13 protein-coding genes and 1 pseudogene are annotated in these 18,612 nt (G+C 58.6%); 10 read left to right on the top strand and 4 right to left on the bottom strand.

Features of this window, described 5'->3' with window-relative positions:
- Positions 1–15: 15 nt before the first annotated feature.
- The 4 genes and pseudogenes from CKA38_RS09960 to CKA38_RS09975 all read right to left on the bottom strand — a co-directional run bounded on the left by CKA38_RS09960 (position 16) and on the right by CKA38_RS09975 (position 8,846).
- A pseudogene (locus CKA38_RS09960) lies at positions 16–1,616 on the bottom strand (sulfatase family protein).
- Positions 1,529–4,921: an exo-alpha-sialidase gene (locus CKA38_RS09965; RefSeq protein WP_108825335.1), complete on the bottom strand. Its 3,393-nt coding sequence runs from the start codon at positions 4,919–4,921 to the stop codon at positions 1,529–1,531. Before CKA38_RS09965 ends, CKA38_RS09960 begins: the two are co-directional and overlap by 88 nt.
- Before the next feature lie 52 nt (positions 4,922–4,973).
- Entirely contained in the window at positions 4,974–7,649 is a 2,676-nt protein-coding gene (locus tag CKA38_RS09970; RefSeq protein WP_108825336.1) for a sodium:solute symporter family protein, read from the bottom strand.
- Positions 7,650–7,751: 102 nt separating this feature from the next.
- On the bottom strand, positions 7,752–8,846 hold the full coding sequence (locus CKA38_RS09975) for a substrate-binding domain-containing protein (protein WP_108825337.1): 1,095 nt from the start codon (positions 8,844–8,846) through the stop codon (positions 7,752–7,754).
- 172 nt (positions 8,847–9,018) lie between these two features.
- Here CKA38_RS09975 and CKA38_RS09980 point away from each other — a divergent pair, with 172 nt between their 5' ends.
- The 10 genes from CKA38_RS09980 to CKA38_RS10025 all read left to right on the top strand — a co-directional run bounded on the left by CKA38_RS09980 (position 9,019) and on the right by CKA38_RS10025 (position 18,557).
- A complete protein-coding gene (locus CKA38_RS09980; RefSeq protein WP_108825338.1) occupies positions 9,019–9,975 on the top strand; it encodes a dihydrodipicolinate synthase family protein in 957 nt (318 codons plus the stop codon).
- Positions 9,972–11,189, top strand: a complete 1,218-nt coding sequence (locus CKA38_RS09985; RefSeq protein ID WP_108825339.1) for an AGE family epimerase/isomerase — start codon at positions 9,972–9,974, stop codon at positions 11,187–11,189. Before CKA38_RS09980 ends, CKA38_RS09985 begins: the two co-directional genes overlap by 4 nt.
- A 230-nt stretch (positions 11,190–11,419) precedes the next feature.
- Positions 11,420–12,358, top strand: a complete 939-nt coding sequence (locus CKA38_RS09990) for a helix-turn-helix domain-containing protein (RefSeq protein ID WP_108825340.1) — start codon at positions 11,420–11,422, stop codon at positions 12,356–12,358.
- Between the two features lie 44 nt (positions 12,359–12,402).
- Complete coding sequence (locus CKA38_RS09995; RefSeq protein ID WP_108826536.1) at positions 12,403–12,735, top strand: hypothetical protein; 333 nt, start codon at positions 12,403–12,405, stop codon at positions 12,733–12,735.
- Between the two features lie 27 nt (positions 12,736–12,762).
- Positions 12,763–13,119 carry a hypothetical protein gene (locus CKA38_RS10000; RefSeq protein WP_108825341.1) on the top strand — a complete coding sequence of 119 codons (357 nt, stop codon included), beginning with the start codon at positions 12,763–12,765 and terminating at the stop codon, positions 13,117–13,119.
- A complete protein-coding gene (locus tag CKA38_RS10005) occupies positions 13,100–15,706 on the top strand; it encodes a VirB4 family type IV secretion system protein (RefSeq protein WP_108825342.1) in 2,607 nt (868 codons plus the stop codon). The genes CKA38_RS10000 and CKA38_RS10005 overlap by 20 nt, the downstream gene beginning before the upstream one ends.
- Positions 15,703–16,122: a hypothetical protein gene (locus tag CKA38_RS10010; protein ID WP_152032787.1), complete on the top strand. Its 420-nt coding sequence runs from the start codon at positions 15,703–15,705 to the stop codon at positions 16,120–16,122. The genes CKA38_RS10005 and CKA38_RS10010 overlap by 4 nt, the downstream gene beginning before the upstream one ends.
- Positions 16,119–16,916 (top strand): TrbJ/VirB5 family protein, encoded by a 798-nt coding sequence (locus CKA38_RS10015; protein WP_108825344.1) that lies wholly within the window; start codon positions 16,119–16,121, stop codon positions 16,914–16,916. The genes CKA38_RS10010 and CKA38_RS10015 overlap by 4 nt, the downstream gene beginning before the upstream one ends.
- Before the next feature lie 15 nt (positions 16,917–16,931).
- Positions 16,932–17,867, top strand: coding sequence for a hypothetical protein (locus CKA38_RS10020; protein ID WP_152032788.1), 936 nt, complete (start codon positions 16,932–16,934; stop codon positions 17,865–17,867).
- A 3-nt stretch (positions 17,868–17,870) separates the two neighbouring features.
- Positions 17,871–18,557 (top strand): hypothetical protein, encoded by a 687-nt coding sequence (locus tag CKA38_RS10025; RefSeq protein WP_108825346.1) that lies wholly within the window; start codon positions 17,871–17,873, stop codon positions 18,555–18,557.
- Positions 18,558–18,612 lie beyond the last annotated feature (55 nt).

Consider the following 18,612-nt stretch of genomic DNA (forward strand, 5'->3'; position numbering starts at 1 on the left):
CATCATGGAACATTTTCACTCAACAGGAGCAAGATACTGGAGATATTCAAACTTGAAACTCTTATCCTTCCGATAATCGCGTGTTTTCATGTTCTTAAAGGCGGATTCCATCTCCTTGTTGAGCATTTGAAGTTTTTTGGGGTCAAGTATCATGTCCTTTGTTTCTTTTCTCCATTTATATAACTCATTTTTTAAACGCTCCAGGGTTTCCTTGTATTCTGGGTTTCCCGCCAGGTTATTCCATTCATCAGGATCATTATTCAAATCATACAGCTCATATTCAGGTGGGAATCTCCATGTGTTGTAAGCTTGTTTGATCGTGTCCGATGACGCATTGATTTCCTCCTCTTTTGTTCCCGTGGAGAAGTGTCCCGCGCCTTTGAGATAAAGGGCGTAGTGCGGGTTTTCCTTTGCGTGGTTTATGTTTAAAATAAGCTTATACTGGGCGTCCCGGACACTTCTTCTCGGATAATGAACTTGGGGGAACGAACCCATGCCCCCGGCAAAAAGATATTCCCGCCATTGGGGTTTGGCCTGCTCCCAAAGCGCAAAGAGATTTTTCCCCGGCAGGGACTTCGGGACAGTCCCGCCCGCGATATGTATAAATGTCGGCAGTAAATCGATTACCGAAACCAACTCGTTCTTCACTTGTTTTTTTGAAATTAATTTCGGCCATTTTAATATAAACGGAATCTTTAGGCCTCCTTCATAATTGCTGCATTTTCCCCTGGAGAACTGGGCTCCGTGATCGGAGATGAAAATAATAACAGTATTGTCCGCCTTGCCCGTTCGTTTCAGGGCTTCGAGCAACAGGCCCACCGACTCATCCAGCCTGTTGATGCAGTTGTAATAATTAACCGTGTTTTCCCTGATGCGCTCGGAATTGGCGCCAACAAATGACAATCCTTTCTCAATTTCGCCTTCTTGCATGACTCTCGCGGGCCTTCCCTCCACTTGCGGTTGCAGGGGAAGGTGCGAGTCGGGAAAACTAACCATCAGGAAAAAGGGCTTGTCCGATGAATTAATAAATTCTTCCGCTTTTTCAGCATATAGCCCGAGGTTTTTCTTCTGGAAATTGGAGTGCCTGATTTCCCAGTAATCAAAAGGTATGTTCGATTCCTTGTTCACGTGAATCTTGCCGAGGCAGCCGGTCTTGTATCCCAGGTCTTTCATATACATGGGAAGCGTCCTGATGTTGGGAAACATTTCATATTTGTGCGTTGCCAAACCTATTTGACCGTTTTGATGCGGATACAATCCCGTGAGTATTGATCCCTGGACGGGCTGCAGACGGAATACGTCGTGTAAGCATTGCTGAAACGCGCACCCTCGCGCGCCAGACCGTCTATGTTTGGGGTCAGCACATTGGGATTCCCGTAACAGCCGAGATCCAAGGAGGCGTCCTCCGCGACAATAAATAAAATATTAGGCTGCTGTGAATATAATGAGGTCGCACACAGGCATCCCGTCAATGTGGTCAAAGGTAATAATAAACGATTCATGATGTTATATTTTTGGGGAGGATGGATCAGTTGCCGGTTTCCGCCGGTAATTTGAAGGTCGAGGCGGGCAGTGATTCGTCGTTGATGAGATTGCCCTCGGAATAGGGAGTCCATGCGTAGCGAACCTGACTCGGCGACGGAACAGCGGACGCGCTTAGCAGCACGCTGTCGCGGTCGAGTTTTGCCTCGGCGGGATGAAACTTGCCATCGGCTCCGGCCACCTCAAAGGCGCGCGGAGCGGAGCCATCGCTGGTGCGCAGTCTGGAGCCGGCTTGCGCAAATGTCACGCGGAGCACGTCAGATTCGGTTGTCATCGAAGCCGGAACGGGGCCGCCGCGCAAAATATTTTGTCCGTAAACTTGCGCCAGCGCGAGGCGCGTGAGGCGCGCGCCCACGGTGTGTTTGTCGCGCGGGTGAACGTCGCGGCGCGCACCGACATCGCTTGTCACCGCCATGCCGGCGTTCGGGATTTCATCGGCCATGCGGCGCTGGCTGTCGCGAAATTGCGGCCAGTTTTCGGATTTGTAGGGTCCGGCCTCGATGCTTGAGAGCTGGCAAAAGAAAAAGGAGAAGTCGCCCCGGCCCCAGCGGGCGCGCCAGTCGCGCACCAGCAGCGGGAAGAGTTGCTCGTGTTGCGCCACCCGCCATGCCGACAGGGCGTTGCTTTCGCCCTGATGCCAAAGCACGCCACGCATCGCGAGAGGAAGCAGCGGGGCAATGCCGGAATCCCACAGGAACCCCGGCTTGAACGGGTGATCGGGGCCGCCGCCTTCGACATTGGGCGCGAACGTGCCAGCCTTCAAAGCCACGCCGATATTTTCCATGCCGCGCTGACGGCACCAGGGATCCAACGCCTCGTTCTCGAGCCAGTTGCCCGCCGCCATCGGGCCCAATCGCGAATCCGCCGACAGCGTTTCACGGCTTACCCACGCCTCGGCGGGACTGCCGCCGACGGCGAGATTGATGACGCCCACCGGCACGCCAAGCGCGGCTTGGAGGTCGCGCGCGAAATAATAACCGATTGCGGAAAACGACGCGGCACTTCCCGGTTCGCAACGCGTCCAAGTGCCGCTGTAAAATTTCTCCGGTGTCATGCGTTCCAGAATTTTATCGGAAAACGATTTTGCGAAAACATACTTGCTCGCGAAATCCAGCCCCATCAGGCGCACTTGCGAATTGGCCGCGCGGGGCAGTTCCTCGTCGGCGCGAGCCTCCTTTGAGAGCGGCCATTCCATGTTGGACTGGCCCGCGCAAATCCAGACTTCGCCCACGAGCACGTCCTTGATTTCCAGAGTTTCGGGGCCGGAGATCACGCGCAGGGTGCGTGGCTCCGCGCTGGCTTCGAGCGCCGGCATGTCGGCGCGCCAGCGTCCGGAGTCGTCCGCCGTCGTTTTCACGTTGTGACCGGCAAACTCGACTGTGACCGCGGCTTTCGGCGCGCATGTGCCCCAGACCGGCGCGGGGCCGCCTTGTTGCAGCACCATGTGATCGCTGAAGGGATGCGCGAGTGTCAGTGCCTCCGCTGACGAAGCGGCCATTATCCATTCGAGCGGGAAGCGGGCGAAGGCTAGCATTTCGGCGGGGTAAGTTTCGCCAGTTTCGTAGAGGATGCCCACGCTGCCGTCCTTGAGCACGGCCATGCACGAGTAGGAGCTCGGGCGCGGGTCGATAAGCTGTCCGGCATTCCATGTTTTGCCGCCGTCAATGCTGGTGCGCACGGTCATGGCGACACGCAGCGTGGGCGAGTTGGGGTTGGAAAACAATAGCGACCCCGAAGGGTGCGCGATGAGGCTCGCCTGACAGCGCGGGTCGGGAACGGTAAACCACGGCGCGCTCCATTTTCCATTGCCCAAGCTGTCACTCCAATCATAGCGCGCCCAGAGACGCTTGCCCTCGGTGTTTTCGCCGCGCATCGAGAGCAGGAGCGCGCCATCGGGAAGCTGCGCGATTTGTGATTCGCTTGTTGTTGCTTTTCCGGGGATGGCGGGCGCGGAGATTTGCCACGTTTCGCCACCGTCGGCGCTCCAAATGAAGCAGGAGTGCGCCGGGCCACTGGCCTCGCGGAATTGCGCCGGGAAAACCAGCGTGCCGTCACGAAGCTGGATGCCGCGCCCGGGGCCTTGGAAACAGATGCGCCACACCGGATTCTTCACTTGACGGGTGATGTTGATCGGTTCGGACCAAGTCACGCCGTCGTCGGTGCTTTTTGTGAGAACGAGCTGGCCGGTTTCTTGGGGCGAAAGTCCGGGGCCGGAGCCGGCCCAGCCGCGCTCGCCGTGCGACCAAAGCGCGGCGACAAAAAGCGAGCCGGTTTTTTCGTCAACGAGCACTGAGGGATCGGTGACGCCGTTGCCCGCCGAGCCGGGGGCGTCGGCGGGGAAGTCGAGGATGCGTTGCATGGGACTCCATGTCGCGCCGTTGTCGGTGCTGCGCATCATGCCGATGTCGATGTCGGCGGGCACGTCGCGCGCGGCGGTGTTGCGCGCGTCAAAGACGGCGATGAGCGTGCCCTTGGGCGTGGTGGCGAGTCCGGGAATGCGGTAGGTGTGCACGCCATCGTCGCCTTGTTTGCGCACCACGGTGCGGAACAGGCCGGACGCCTCCGGTAGCGCGCGCTCGGCGATTTGTTGCGCCGAGTCAGTCGGCTCGCCCCAGCGGGCGCGGAGCACGGCGGCTATTTTTGCGAACTCCTGCTCGCTCATCGCGCGAGTCATGACGAGCATCTCGGCCAGGTCGCCCTTGAGGCCGAATTTGCCCGGGCAGTTTGAGCCGACGATCAGGCCGCCTTGCGGGGCGTCGGCAAATGTGGCGACGGTTTTCGAGCGCAGGCCGCCGGCGTCGGAGATCATGTGACGCACGGACAGATTGCCGAACTTGTCGCGGGTGAAAACAAAGGCGTGCGCCTGCCAGACGCCAGTGACGGCGGCGAGCGTGGCGCGATCGACTTTGTCGGCGTTGGTTTTGGCGGGCGTTGGTTGCGCGCCGGCCTGCCACTTGCCGCGGCGCACTTGCGCCCGGGAGAGGCCGGCTCCGGTGGCGCCGTCAAAGAGGAAGCCGGCGCTGTTGTCGGCAAGGCGCGCGTAGGCGATGATGGTGCGGTCGCCCGAGAGCGTGCCCCAAGGCTTGGCGGCGCGCCATATCGAGGACTCGCCGTCGAAACGCACAATGGTGCTCGCGCCGGAGGGCGTGTCCACGCGCACGGCTTTCGGCGTGCCCCGGATTGATGTCAGGTGCCGTTGCCTGGAGGCGTCATTTTCCCAGCCGATGACGCGGGATCCGTTTAGTTTCAGGCCCTTGTCAGCGCGATACCACGCGTAAATGATGTCGTCCCCAGCTTGCGCGCGCGCGTTTGAGGGCAAGAAAATACCGGAGGCGAATGTCATCGCCAATGCCAGCAGGAGGCGTGTGTGTGTTTTCATTTTATGTGCGGATGTTTGAAACGGAGATTTTCGCCGGACTACTTTTCGCGACTCATTTCATTTTGTTGAGGGTTGAAAAAGTCAGGCCATCGACAGACTTCTTCGACGGGAATATGAAGCTCGCGAGGTAGCCGGCCACGAAGCAGGAGATCAGCCCCGTCGCGGCATAGAGGAAAAAGTGCGCGTTGGTTTTGCTTTGCACGAAGTAGAGCACGAGCGCGCTGGCGAGCACGCCGATGACGGCGCTCGTGCCGCTTGCGCGTTTTGTGAAAATGCCGAGCGCAAACAGGCCGGCCAGGCCGCTTGCCGTGAGCCCGAGGATGCTGTTGTATGTGTCCCAAAGCGAAACGTGCCTGAGCTGCGCGAGCACGAGCGCGGCGACCGTGGCGAACACGCCGACGACGGCTGTCAGAATGCGCGCGAGGCGAAGCCCGGCGGCGCCATCGGCTTTTCCGCCGAAGCGCGTGTAGAAGTCCGTCATGCCCGCGGTGACAACGCTGTTCAGGCTGCCGGAAACCGTTGACTGCGCCGCCGCAAAAACGCCCGCGATGACAAGCCCCGCGACGCCGACGGGCAGGTTCTGCACTATATACACGGGGAAAATGGAATCCGTGGCCTGCGCGGGATCGAGCTGCGCGGGATTATTTTTATAATATACAAACAACGCCGTGCCGATTCCGAAAAACAGGACGCTCGCCGGCACCGCCAGGATGGCGTTGAGCCAGATGGAGCGCGCGGCTTTCTTTTCGTCGGGCGTGGTCATGTAGCGCTGCACGACGGCTTGGTCGCTGGTGTAGGGCACGAGACACACGAATATATTTCCCAGGAAAATAACCCAGAACGCGTTCGCCGTCGCCGATGGGCTCAGCGTCCAATTGAACATGTGGAATTTATTGCTTTCCGTGGCGGTCTTGAAAAAGCCGAAAATGCCGCCGTCGGTGCCGCCGATAATGAGCACAAGGCTCAAAAATGCCGCGCCAAGAAGCACCAGGGTTTGCACGACATCGGTCCAGATGACGGCCTCCATGCCGCCCATCACCGTGTAAACAACACAGAGGACTCCCATGAGCAGGATGCATGTCGTGACATCAAGGTCGCACACGGCGGAAAGCGCGAGCGCGGGGAGAAGCAGCACAACCGCCTGCCTGCCCAGTTGGAATAATATAAACGCTGCGCTGCCATACAGGCGCACGGGCAGGTTGAATCGTTTTTCGAGGTATTCGTAGGCGGAGGTCACGTTGAGCCGCCTGTAAAACGGAAGATAGACCGCGATGATAATCGGGGCGACGATCAACACCGGGAGTTGCGCCCAAAAGAATGTCCAGTCGGTGGCGTATGCTTTTGCCGGGATTGCCATGAATGTCAGCGAGCTGAGCATCGTCGCGTAAATGGCGATGCCGGCGGCCCACCACGGAATGCGCCCGCCGGCGCGGAAATAGTCGTTGGTGGTTTTGTTGCGCCGCGAGCAATACCAGCCAATGAGCACCATGCTAGCGAGATAACCGACAATTATAGCATAGTTTATCCAGCCGAAGCTTGCCTTGTGCCCGACGATCGTCGCCTTCCAGACATTGGGGGCTCGGATGCCCGGCTCGCTTTCGCCGCTGGTGATGACGAAGCCGCCGCCCCAGGGTGTCATGCTTGTCGTGACCACCGAAAACGGCGCCTCTCCCATCGTTACCCAAGTGTCGGTGATGGTGTGATAGGCGAGCACGCGGCGCGGAAACCCCTTGTGCTCGGGCGACCTGATGCCCCATTGCGAACCGTCGTCGCCGCCGACCAGCAGCAAATGCGTTTGCCCGGCGGCAATTGCCTGTGGCGGCGCGGCCGCCACGTTATTCGGCAGGGCGGCGAGTTGTTTCCATCCGCGCTCGGGATGAAACGACCACGCATCGGTGAGCCACTTCCGCTTGGTTTGCGAACCGTCGGGACGCGCGCCGCCGAACAGGTAAAAGGTGTCGCCCACCGCGCCCGCAGTGGCGAGAAAACGTCCGCCGTCCGGGCACGCAGGCAGCGTTTCCCATCCCACGCCGGTGTTGTCCAGGTTGAGCCTGTAAAAGACATTTTCGGCTTCATTGGCCGCGGGTGTTTCCAGGCCGCCCGCCACATAGACATGATTTTTTATGATGGCGCCCGTGAGCATGGCGAGCGGCTTGGGCAGGCCGGGCAGTGGTGTGAATTTTAAGCCGCCGGACGACGCGCGCGCGACGTGCAGCACTGTCGCGAAGTTTTGTTTCGCATCGCCGCCGCCGATCATCAGGAAGCCGTCTTTCCACGGCAGCGACAAACCGTAGCCCGACGGCTGCGGCAGCCGGCCTTCCTCGCGCCATTGCGCCCCGCCGGCTTCAAGCACGAAGACCTTGTCATACCAAGTTTTTGTCCCGCCTTCCCACGGGCGTTTGTCGGGAAAATTCGCGCCGCCGGCGGCGACGAGCGCCCCGCCGCATACGCCCGAGAACGCGCCCGCGAAACCTTCCTTGTCGGGAAGCGGCGGGAGCTGCTCCCATTTGATGGCGCCGGGCATGTCCGGCGTGTGCGATTTTGTGACCTCGTTTGTGACGTTGGCCGAATTCCGCTGGCGGGTGATGGAGACCGCGTCGCCCTCGCGCTTGCCGGTCAACTCCTGCCCATGCAACGCGGAGCTGGCGAGCACGCCGAGGACCAACATGGCCAGCGCGGAAACAAAACGAATGTTTGATGATTGCTGGCAACGAAAGGGTGTTTTCATGGAAAACGCGGGTGTTTGGGCATGGATTTAGAGGAAAAAATGAACGATGTTGAACGATGGCGAAGGGTATTGGAGGAACTTCGAATGCGCGGAGCGGGTGCTTTATTTTTTCACTGACAGAGACAACACCGAAGCGCCTTCCGTGAATTCCGGCATGAGATAGTGGACGCGGACAGCGAGCTGTCCGCCGCTGAGCGCGGGCGTGATGGCACCCAACAGCGCGCGGGCGAACAAGCGCATGTTGGCGGCGTAGCATGACGGTCGCGGCAGCATGTAATGATAACAAGACTCGCCGTCGCGGGAGATCACCGACACGTCCCGAGGCACGTCGAGGCCAAGTTTGGCGAGACAACTGGCGACCGTGAGGTAGTCAAAAGGATCGGCGACAAGAAGCGCGGTGGGAGGCGTCTTTTGCGTCATCAACTGGCGCACTGTCTCCGCGACGCCCTCAACCGTGGAGTTGTGATGACGAATAACTGGCGAGGCGTTTTCGACGGCAGTGCGTGCAAACGCCTCCTCAAAACCGGCCTCGCTGAGAATATCGCCCGCCCTCCGCGAGCGCTTGATGAGTAGCGTGATTCGCCGGTGTCCGCGACGCAGGAGCATGTCGGCCGCGTGGCGGCATGCCGCGCGGTAATCCAAATCGCAGCAAGGCAGGTCGATTCCCACATACGTCGAGCCGGCCACGACGCACGGGATGGCGTTTTTTTGAAACCACGCTTGCACGGCCTCGCTTGACAGGAGCAATATCCAGCACGAGTGAGGATTCTGTTGAGCGAGTTTTTTGAGCGCGCGCGCCGGGTTGGCCCGCGCATAGGCGCGTCCGTCGACCATGTGCAGTCGGCTGCCCCGCGCGTCCAGCATTACGCGGAGCTGGTCGATCCAGAAAATATGCGTCGGCAGGAGTTGGTGGAATTCGCCGCACACCAGCAAACCGACATTGCTGCCGGGAATGGCGGCCTTGCCCCGCCCGCGGCGTCGGGCGATTTTGTTGCCCACGCCCTTTTCGGTGGCAATGACGCCGTCCTTGCGCAACTGCGCCAGCGCGGCGCGCACCGTGTAACGGCTGACCTGGAGCGTCTCGCCGAGCTCGCGCTCGCCGGGTAGCCACTCAGTCCATGCGCCCTGGGCAATCTGCTTGCGCAGGATTGTCGCGGTTTGTAGCTCCAGCGAGTTTCTTTGCGGAGGGGTGATCATGGGGAGGGGGCGGGTTGGTTGAATTGAATGCACGGTATGCTCCGGCACGGCGCGTGGTTTTCAAAATAAATCTTCCGGTATGGTTACCATACCGGAAGATTTATCTTCAGGCAAGGCGGATTGTCGTTGAGCTTCGAGCCGCACTCATCACCTCCTCATCGCCCAAGAACCCATGAATAAAGTTTCGGAAAAAAACGCGGACGACGCTCCCGCCCCCTTTCAATTGCGCGGCTTGATTGCCGCGCTCTTCACGCCTTTCCAGAATGACGGGACGATCAACCTGCCGGCGGTCAAACCGGTGGTGGACCGCGTCATCGCGCAAGGGGCCTCCGGGCTTTACATACTAGGCAGCACAGGCGAGGGTCCCTTGCTGACCACCGCCGAGCGCGAGACAGTCGCGGAGACGGTGGTGGCCGCAACAGGCAGGCGCGTGCCGGTGATCGTGCAAGTCGGCCACGCCAGCCTCGTGGAAGCGCGCGGACTCGTCGCCCACGCGCAACGCATTGGCGCGGACGCGGTTTCCGCCACGCCGCCAAATTACTTCAAACCCGACACGCTGGAATCGCTCGTTGATTGTGTGGCCGAAATCGCGGGCGGCGCACCCGCGCTTCCGTTCTATTATTACAACCTGCCCAGCCACACCGGAGTGCGCTTCGACATGGTGGAGTTTTTGCGGCTCGGCGGAGCGCGCGTCCCGAGCCTGCGCGGCATCAAGTTTTCCGACCCGATGCTGCACGAATTGCAAGCGTGCCTGCGTTTCGAAAACGGACGCCATGACATCGTGTTCGGCGTCGACGAGATGCTTCTGGGCGCGGCCGCGACCGGCGTCGGCGGCGCGGTTGGATCCACTTATAACTTCGCCGCGCCGGTTTACCGGCGCGTGATCGACGCCTTCGCGCGCGGTGACATGGACGAGGCGCGCGAATGGCAGTTCCGTGCCGCGGAAATGGTGCGGGTGATAATCGACACGGCCGGACGCGGCGGATTGAAGGCGGTTATGGCGCTCATCGGCGCCGATTGCGGTCCGAGCCGCGCACCCACGGCAACATGTTCGCCGGAGTGTCGCGAGCTGTTGCGGCAGCGTCTTCAGGAACTCGGCTTTTTCGAGTGGATTAAAAACACACCATGAAATTGACACGGGAACGGCTGGCCGGCTTGCGACAAATCTACCGCGACGAACTCCTGGAGCGCACGATTCCGTTTTGGTTGCGCCACGGGATTGACTGCGAGCACGGCGGAATGCTCACGGGGCTGGCTCGCGACGGCACGGTCATCGACACCGACAAGGCGCTCTGGCTGCAAGGCCGCGCGGTCTGGATGTTTTCAACCTTGTGCAACACCATCCGGCGCGACGACGCCTGGCTGGAGGCCGCGCGCAGTTGCATCGGTTTCATCCGCGCGCACGGGCGCGGCCCCGGCGGCAAACTCTATTTTCAAGTCACGCGCGAGGGCGCCCCGCTGCGCATGAGGCGATATTTTTTCAGCGAATGTTTCGCCGCGATGGGCGCGGCGGCCTACGCAAAAGCCTCCGGCGAGCATTGCGCGGCGGAGGAGACGCTGGGGTATTTTTCCCGTTACATCGAGGGAATGATAATGCCTGACGGCGTCGCTCCGAAAGTGGATGCGGAGACGCGTCCCTCGCAAGGGCTGGCTGCGCAAATGATGCTCATCGTCATCGCGCAGGAAGTCCGCGCCGCGCTTGGCGATGTTGCGGTTGCCGGCGAAACGTGTTCGTCGTGGGTTGACCGCGCGGTGGAAACCATCGCGCGCGATTTCTACAAACCGGAGCATGGCGCCCTGCTTGAAACCGTCGCGCCGGACGGTTCGGTGATCGATCATTTCGACGGACGCACGCTGAACCCCGGGCACGCCATCGAATGCGCGTGGTTTATTTTGCGCGAAGCGAAGGAGCGGGGCGGCGACACGCGCTTGCGTCAACTCGGTCTCGCGATCCTCGACTGCATGTGGGCGCGCGGCTGGGACGCGGAGCACGGCGGTTTGTTTTCCTTCACCGACCTGCGAGAATTGCCCGTGCAGGAATACACTGCGGAGATGAAATTTTGGTGGCCGCACAACGAGGCCGAGATCGCCACCTTGCTCGCGTGGCAACTCACGCGGGAGCCGAAATACGCGGAATGGTTTGAGCGTGTGCGCGCGTGGTCGCGGCGAGTGTTCGCCGATCCGGAGTTTGGCGAGTGGTTCGGCTACGCGCATCGCGACGGCGCCATCGCGACACGCCTGAAGGGCAACATGTGGAAGGGGCCGTTCCATGTCCCGCGCATGATGCACCGTTGCGGTCAAATCGTGGACGAGCTCTTGAGCGAAACAGCAAAAACTCAATGACACCCTGCCTCGGCATCAAAGCCGCCTCATGCAAAAAAACATGATTGGCATTGGTATTTTTTAAAAATCCATACCTCTAATATATTAACTTGTGATAATAGTCACAGGAAGGAGGCGCGTGTCCATGTCGATATATATGGCATTTTTATACAAACACAAAATGTTTTTATACAATAAAGAATTATATTTTTCGACATATAATCGGCGTGCTCAGAACACCCCCTGCACCCATGCCGAGCGCCGCCAATTATACCTTCATACCCGAATATGACGACGGGGATAAACTTACTCATGTTGAGGGTGATGATGTAAGCATTTGGTATGGAGCGCCTGAACCGCATTTTCGCGGAGAGCACAGCCATGAACGCCATCAAGTGATCATTATGCCGGAATCCCAATCCAAAGCCGAACTATTTTGGCGCGAAACCAGCAAGGCGGCCAGATCTCAGTGGCTTACCGGCAGTATGATGTGCTTTATCGGGAAAGGTATTCCCCATGCCATGCGCTGGGAAGCCCAGGCTCCGTTGATTTGTCTTTGTGTAACGGAAAACTATCCCCGGCATTTCTCTCAAAATTTAAAACGACATGGCGTGTTTATTCACCCGTGGGGAAAATTTATCAGCGAGGACGCGTTGATGCGCGGATTGATTGAGCGCATCTGTGACTTGATCCGATCTCCGATCTGTTCGATTCCCAATTATTTCGCAGGATTGGGAACATCTCTGGCAGTCCAACTGTTGAACAATCCAAAGTTTTGCCAGCCCGCAACCACAACAGAAGATGGTCTCGCACCATATCAGCTTAAAAAAGTATTGGATTATATTCAGGCGCATTTGAGCGAACCAATTATGGTGGAGACCTTGGCCGGGGAGGTCCGATTGAGCAAAGGATACTTCACCCGCCTCTTCACAGCATCCACAGGACTGACGCCTCACCGTTATATAGTGGAGGAGAGGCTCAAAAGCGCAAAGGAGCTATTGCATCAAGGAACGATGAAAACCGCTGCAATCGCGGCGGAAACAGGGTTTCATGATCAAAGCCATCTTTCGCGCAGCATGCATCGTCAGATAACAAGGGGGATCGCTGCACATAGCACGAATATACAAACAGAGGGCACAAATATACAATCCAAGTCGGAAGAAACAGGGCAACATGGCGGCACACTTTGACCGGATTCCACGCAACGCGGGCCGGACAAAACAAAAATCCCGCCATGAAAAAACTTCCCACGCTTATTATTATCGGAACCGCCATGCTCACGACGGCACATGCACACGCCGCACAAATCACGTTCACCGCCGTGATCGCGCAAATACCCACCCAGGTGAAAACCGGCTTCCAATACGGTCTCGGCATTCTCTTCATGGTCGGGTTCATCTGGGGCGTCATCAACATCTGGGGCGGAGCGGATCGGCTCAAGAAAGGCGACGCCGACGGCAAGATGGGCATTGTTTCCGGCATTATCATTGCCGGTGCCGCCGCGATCATGGCCGCGCTTTTCTATATATTCGGAATGAGTGGCGGCGCGCTCACGCCGCAATTCTAACGAAAACCAATCGACACCGCTTTCACCATGAGCGACACATTGCGCATCACCGACACCAACAGCGCGAACGACTCGAAAGGTCGCGCGCTCGGCTTCGAGGGAAACGATTTTCTTTATGTCGTGATCGGCATCGTCGCGGCCATCGGCCTGTTCCTCGTTCTCTACGCAATGCTCGGCGTCGGACCGCTCACCGCGCTCGTCTTCACCGTGCCAGTCTGCATCGGTCCGTTCCTTTGGGTAGTGCTTTTCCGTCGCAACAAACCCGAGGGTTACGCCGGCGACTTCTTTGACGAACTGCTCAACCGCGAGGGCTGGAGCTATGCGCCGCACAGCCAGCCTTCACCCTCGCCCTTCAATTCCGTCCATGAAAACCGCCGCGCCTAACGGGCACTTCATAGAGGGGATGATCCTCTACGGTTCGCTCGAAAAGGGCGGCATCGCCAGCAAGGGGTTTCTTTTGCAACCGCCCGATTTGCGAGGCGGCACCATCACGCAACTCAACGCCTATCAGGACAAAATCCGCAGCCTTCTCGCCGCGCTCGGCGACGGGATGCGCGCGCAACTTCAATGGACGTGCAACTGCGATTACCGCCAGGAACTGACGCGCTACCATCGCGAAACCGAGCGCGTCGCAAACGCGCATATCAAGCGCGTGCGCACCGAACGCTTCGAGCGTTACTGGCGGCGAATGCACGCGCGCGATCTGCGGCGCGAGCAGCTTGTCCTTTTCGTTTCCACGCGCATCTACACTACCACGCCGACGACCGCCACGCGTGATAATCTTGCCGCCTACTACGCAAAACTGCTCGCGCAACTGCGCACGCGCTTTGACGAACTCACGTCATCCCTCCGCACACTTTTCGGCAGCGATACAACTGTCACGCCGATGGACGACCTCGCGCACTTCACCTACTACTCGAAATTCCTCAACCCCTCGCTCGCCGACGCCTTCGACATCGACTTCGCCGCGCGCTTCAGCCCGCGCCAAACGATCCAGGAAAACTGCTGGTGTTCCGACGGCGTCAACATTTCGAAACCCGCCGGATTTTATTTCGACGGACTGTATCACACCGTGTTCACGTTCAAGCGCTGGCCAAGTCGCACGTATCCCGGCATTGTCTTGCGCCTCACCGCGCTGCCGTTTCTCGACTACCAAATCACGGTCAACCTCGAACCGCTCCCGACCAAAAACGAGGTCGAAAAGGAGGAGCGCTCAATCGAGCGTCTGCGCGGCGAATACAAATCCACCGAACGCCACTCGCTACTCGTCGCCATCGGAAAAAAGGAACGCAAAGTCGAATCGCTCTCCACCGGATTCATCCGTCCGTTTTCGACGACCTACATCATTCGTGTTTGGGATGAAACCGAGCAGGCGCTTTCCGCAAAGTGCGCCGCCGTCAAAAATGCGATCAACAATCTCAGCGGCGCTCAGTATTACGAATGCGCCCTGCCCAGCACCGCGAAGAAACTTTTCTTCGCCTCATGGCCCGGTTGGACGCATTCGAGCTACCGTCATCGTAACCTTTATGCCGAGGACTCCTACTTTGCGGATTTGCTGCCGTTCTCATCGACGTTCACAGGGCATCTCGCCGAGGCCGAGGCGATCTACGACGGCGCGCAGCAAGGCAATCTCGTCGGACTGCGCACGTTTATCGGCAACCCGCCAACACCGCAGCACGCCGTCCTGCTCGGCGCGACCGGTGCGGGAAAGTCCGTCCACATGTGCGATCTTCTCGAACAAACCGCCGCCTACTACGATTACACCGTCATCATCGAGGAGGGTTTGTCCTACGGAAAGTTCACCGAAGCGATGGGCGCGAGTCCGATCATCCTACACCCCGACGGCGATCTCACGATCAACTATCTCGATACGCGCAAGCTCCCGCTCAACCAACTGCAAACCGCCACCGCTGTCGCGCTCGTCTCGCGTATGATCGGCGAGGCTGCCGACGAGGAAACGCAGCAAATCCGTCAGGCAATTCTCGGGCAATATATCAGTCAGCTCTATCAGGATTGTTTTGAGGATTGGTCGAAGCGGCACAGCGCGCTCATTCCGCAAATCCAGCGCATGGCGTGCGCCGCGCACAAATGGAAACGCGCTAAAATGCCACATGGCACGACCGACCTCGAATCCTACACCGAGTTACGCGACTTGCTCGCCCGCGACGACGATGAGGCGCAGCTATTCATAGCTAAAATACCGGAATCCGACATCACCGCGTTCCTGCAAAACCCGCAGACCGAGCGCTCTGTCATGGCGATGGCGCACGCTTGGTATGAGCCGGGCGATTATCCGCAGCACGCGAGCCTCGTCGAGTTGATGCAATTCTCGCGTTTTCCCGAACACAAAAAGGAAACCATTGATCACATTGCCACCCTGCTCGCCGCGTGGTGTGCGCACGGGCAATACGGTCGCCTCTTCGACGGCCAATCGAATATTTCGCTCACGGGCGAGGTGGCGCATTTCGAACTCGGTTACATTCCCGAGCAGGCCATCGAACTCAAAACCGCAGCCGGACTTTTGATAAACGGCTTTTCGCGTCAGCATATAATTTCGCTGCCGCGGGCGCAGCGGAAACGCATTCTCTACGAAGAACTCGCCCGTTTTCTCGACGTGCCTGGCGGCGAAAAGGTCGTCGCGGAATCTTACGCACAGCTGCGCAAGTTTTCATGCTGGACAGCCTCGATCGTGCAACAATACAGCCGGTTCAAAGACACGCGCATCCGCCCTGTTGTCATCGGAAACTCGAAGCAGTTTTTCCTCATGCGGCAATTTGACCGCAGCGACATCGCCGACATCGCGCGGGATATTTCGCTTCCCGAAAACGTCTGCGAGGCGATTCAAAATTATCCGATGCCGGAGCAACAACCGGAAGGGAAAAAGTTTTCGTCGATCTGTTTCTTCACACCCGTCACCGATCCTCCGCTTTGCGGCACGGTGCGAAACATTCAAGCGCCCAAAAAATCATGAAAACAATAATACTCATACCACCGGTTCTACTAATCATGGTGTTGCTTTCCGGCTGCGGCACGCTCGGCGGCTCGGCAACCGACCTTGCGCTCGCCGGCGCGGGCGGGACCATCGGCTACGAGGTCTCCGATCACAATGTCAGCGGTGCGGCTATCGGCGCCGCCAGCGGCTATGTCATCTCAAAGGTCGCGCAAACGCAGGTCAAGAAGGCCATCACCGACGCCGAGAAACGCGGTTACGACCGTGCGATGAATCAGGCCGTGAAGCAGCAATACTGGATCATTCAAAACCTGCAAAAACGCGAAGACGACACCGCCGCAGAATCGCGCCTCGTCGCCGTGCAAATTCCCGAGGCCACCACGCCCGACGGCGTCCTCTTAAAGTCCACCACCGTTTACATTCGCACACAGCCATGAAAAAGATTTTTGCATTTCTCGTTCTCACAACATCCACCGCGTTGAGCGTGCTCGTCTTCGCCGGCATGCCCGTCATCGACGGTGCCAATCTTATCAATAATAAGATTTCGCACATCGCCACCATAGCCAAGTGGGTCGAAAACATTGCGCAGCTAAAAACGCAAATCACACAGTTAAAAGAACAGGTCAGCATCCAAGGCCAGTTGCGCAACTGGACGGGCAACCCAGCCGATGTTGCGAAACTTCTCTCGCTCGGCATCCTCAGCGAAAGCGACCTCATGCGCGACTACGGACTTTCGCGCAACGACATCGCCCGCGCCACGCAAAGCCTCGACACGCTTTCGCGCACGGACGGAAACACCTACCGCTCCGTTTATGTTCCCGATCTCAATGGCGGTGCGGTCGCGCATGATCCGCTCACCTATCGCCGCCATGCGTTGCTCGACGCGCGCACGGACAATACCCGCACCGTCACCGACAAAACCCGCGCGCGCGAACGCGAGTTGCAGGAGGAAATCGCGCTCACGCTTTCCGAACTCCGCGGCGGTTCGACCGACGCGCAGGTGCAAAAACTCACAGCAAAACTGATCGTCTTGAACGGCCAGCTTTCGCAAATCGAGACCACGCGCCGCCGTCAGGTTGACGAGGTCATTCTGCAAAAAATCGCCAACGACAATCGCCGCGAAACCGAACAACTCGCCGCCGCCGAACTCGCCTCAAAGGACGGCTACATCGCCAACCAGCGCGTGGGAACATTCATGCGCTCGATCAACCCGCGCAAACACGTCCGCTGATTTTCCGCCATGGAAATGTTTCTGCCAGTCCTGGAAAACAAGATCATCGCGATGGTGACGGCGTTCCGTTTCGTCGTGTTCGCCATGCTCGTGGTCGGACTGGTCGCGCACTTGAGTCGGCATCATTATCATAACAGCCAGATCGTGCGGCCCATTGCCCGCGCCATCACCATTGTCGCGCTCATTGCCTCGATGCACTGGTGGTTTGCGCTCGCAGAAAACACCATGCTCGCGGCGGCGGATTACATTGATCCGCAATATAACGACAACCCCGCACGTGCGTCAGAACTGTTGCGCGAGGGCACCGCGCAAAACCCGGAGAAAAAGGAATGGTCGTGGCGCAAGCTGAACGAATCACTCTACAACGCCATCACTGATGCTGTGTCGTGGGTTTTTATACAAATCGGCACACTCGTCACCGCGCCGATGATAATACTGCAATATATATTGCGATGGATTTTGTATCTGCTCACGCCGTTTGCGCTCGCGTGCTTCATGATTCCGGGCGGCTCGCAAATCGGTGTCCGTTTTTTCCAGCAAGTGCTCGCTGTGCTCGCGTGGCCCGTAGGCTTCGCAATCACCAACCTTGTCGCCATCGCGATCTGGCAGGATTTCCGCATGATTGTCGGCGCGGAGGCCGCATCAGCTGACATGGCCGCCTTCTCGCCATTTCTCACCAATGTCGGCGGCATCCTCGCCGCGCTGACGCTGCTCATCGGAACGATTTCCACGCCGATTATCTGCCAGAAAATATTCGCGCAAGGTTACGCCTTCACCGGCGAAACCGCCAACCCCGGCGCGCTTGGACGTTCGGGCGTCGATATGCTCTACCGCGCAAACATGATCGGCGGCATGTTGAGCGCACCATCCGCGGCGACGACAACCGCTATGGCGGCAAAGGCAAACGAGGCGCCGCCACTGTCATCCGCCCAGACGACTCCAGGACTTTAACAAATGGAAACTGAATCTACACCAGAGCCGCACGAGCCCTTGCGCGAGACGCCTGTCGATAACTCCAGGCAGCTTCCGCCGGCAAAAACGAAACGTGGATTTTCGCCCGCGCGGCTTTTCGCAGACCACGCCTTTGCCGCGCGCATGTGGATGTTTGTCGCCTGCGGAGCGCTCATCCTTGTCGCCGTCCAGCCGTTTCTTATTATCGAAGCCTACCGCACGCGCGAGCGCGTCGTGGTTCTCGACGGCGGTGGAAGTTTTTCGATTTCGCCACTACTCGGTTTCGAGGAGGCGAAGGCATTGCACGAAACGCTCGCCATCTGGTCCGCGCTCGCGCTTCTGCAACGCAACCCGAAGAACTTCGATTTTCCCGATTTGCTGCAACGGCTCTTTCTCACCGACTCGGCAACAAAGGCGCAGAACGAATTGCTCGCCTCGCGCGAGGAGTTCGAGGTGAAACAAATTCATCAGAAACCAGAGGTGTTCAAAATCGACATCCTGCGCACGCGCGAGGATCAGGTGCTTGTGCGCATCGAGGGCCAGCTTGTGCGCACGGGTGTTTTCGAGCGGCAGGCCTTCGCCGAGTCACCGCGCTTTTCACTCACACTCACCCTTGTCCGCAACCCGGACATGATCGCCAACAAACGCTATCCGCTCGCCGTATGGAACTACGAATTCTCACTTCTATAAATTGCGCACTGCTATTTTGCAGCCTCGCTATGCCGCAAGCATACGCGGCCCCGCA

This window comes from Ereboglobus luteus, assembly GCF_003096195.1.
GTDB classification, from domain to species: Bacteria; Verrucomicrobiota; Verrucomicrobiia; order Opitutales; family Opitutaceae; genus Ereboglobus; species Ereboglobus luteus.

What these genes read in the sequence shown, in the direction of transcription:
- CKA38_RS10020 (WP_152032788.1), top strand. Translation starts at nt 16,932, where the DNA reads ATGTTTCTGCCAGTCCTGGAAAACAAGATCATCGCGATGGTGACGGCG.
- CKA38_RS10025 (WP_108825346.1), top strand. Translation starts at nt 17,871, where the DNA reads ATGGAAACTGAATCTACACCAGAGCCGCACGAGCCCTTGCGCGAGACG.
- CKA38_RS10005 (WP_108825342.1), top strand. Translation starts at nt 13,100, where the DNA reads ATGAAAACCGCCGCGCCTAACGGGCACTTCATAGAGGGGATGATCCTC.
- CKA38_RS09970 (WP_108825336.1), bottom strand. Translation starts at nt 7,649, where the DNA reads ATGAAAACACCCTTTCGTTGCCAGCAATCATCAAACATTCGTTTTGTT.
- CKA38_RS10015 (WP_108825344.1), top strand. Translation starts at nt 16,119, where the DNA reads ATGAAAAAGATTTTTGCATTTCTCGTTCTCACAACATCCACCGCGTTG.
- CKA38_RS09965 (WP_108825335.1), bottom strand. Translation starts at nt 4,921, where the DNA reads ATGAAAACACACACACGCCTCCTGCTGGCATTGGCGATGACATTCGCC.
- CKA38_RS09980 (WP_108825338.1), top strand. Translation starts at nt 9,019, where the DNA reads ATGAATAAAGTTTCGGAAAAAAACGCGGACGACGCTCCCGCCCCCTTT.
- CKA38_RS09990 (WP_108825340.1), top strand. Translation starts at nt 11,420, where the DNA reads ATGCCGAGCGCCGCCAATTATACCTTCATACCCGAATATGACGACGGG.
- CKA38_RS09995 (WP_108826536.1), top strand. Translation starts at nt 12,403, where the DNA reads ATGAAAAAACTTCCCACGCTTATTATTATCGGAACCGCCATGCTCACG.
- CKA38_RS10000 (WP_108825341.1), top strand. Translation starts at nt 12,763, where the DNA reads ATGAGCGACACATTGCGCATCACCGACACCAACAGCGCGAACGACTCG.
- CKA38_RS09985 (WP_108825339.1), top strand. Translation starts at nt 9,972, where the DNA reads ATGAAATTGACACGGGAACGGCTGGCCGGCTTGCGACAAATCTACCGC.
- CKA38_RS10010 (WP_152032787.1), top strand. Translation starts at nt 15,703, where the DNA reads ATGAAAACAATAATACTCATACCACCGGTTCTACTAATCATGGTGTTG.
- CKA38_RS09975 (WP_108825337.1), bottom strand. Translation starts at nt 8,846, where the DNA reads ATGATCACCCCTCCGCAAAGAAACTCGCTGGAGCTACAAACCGCGACA.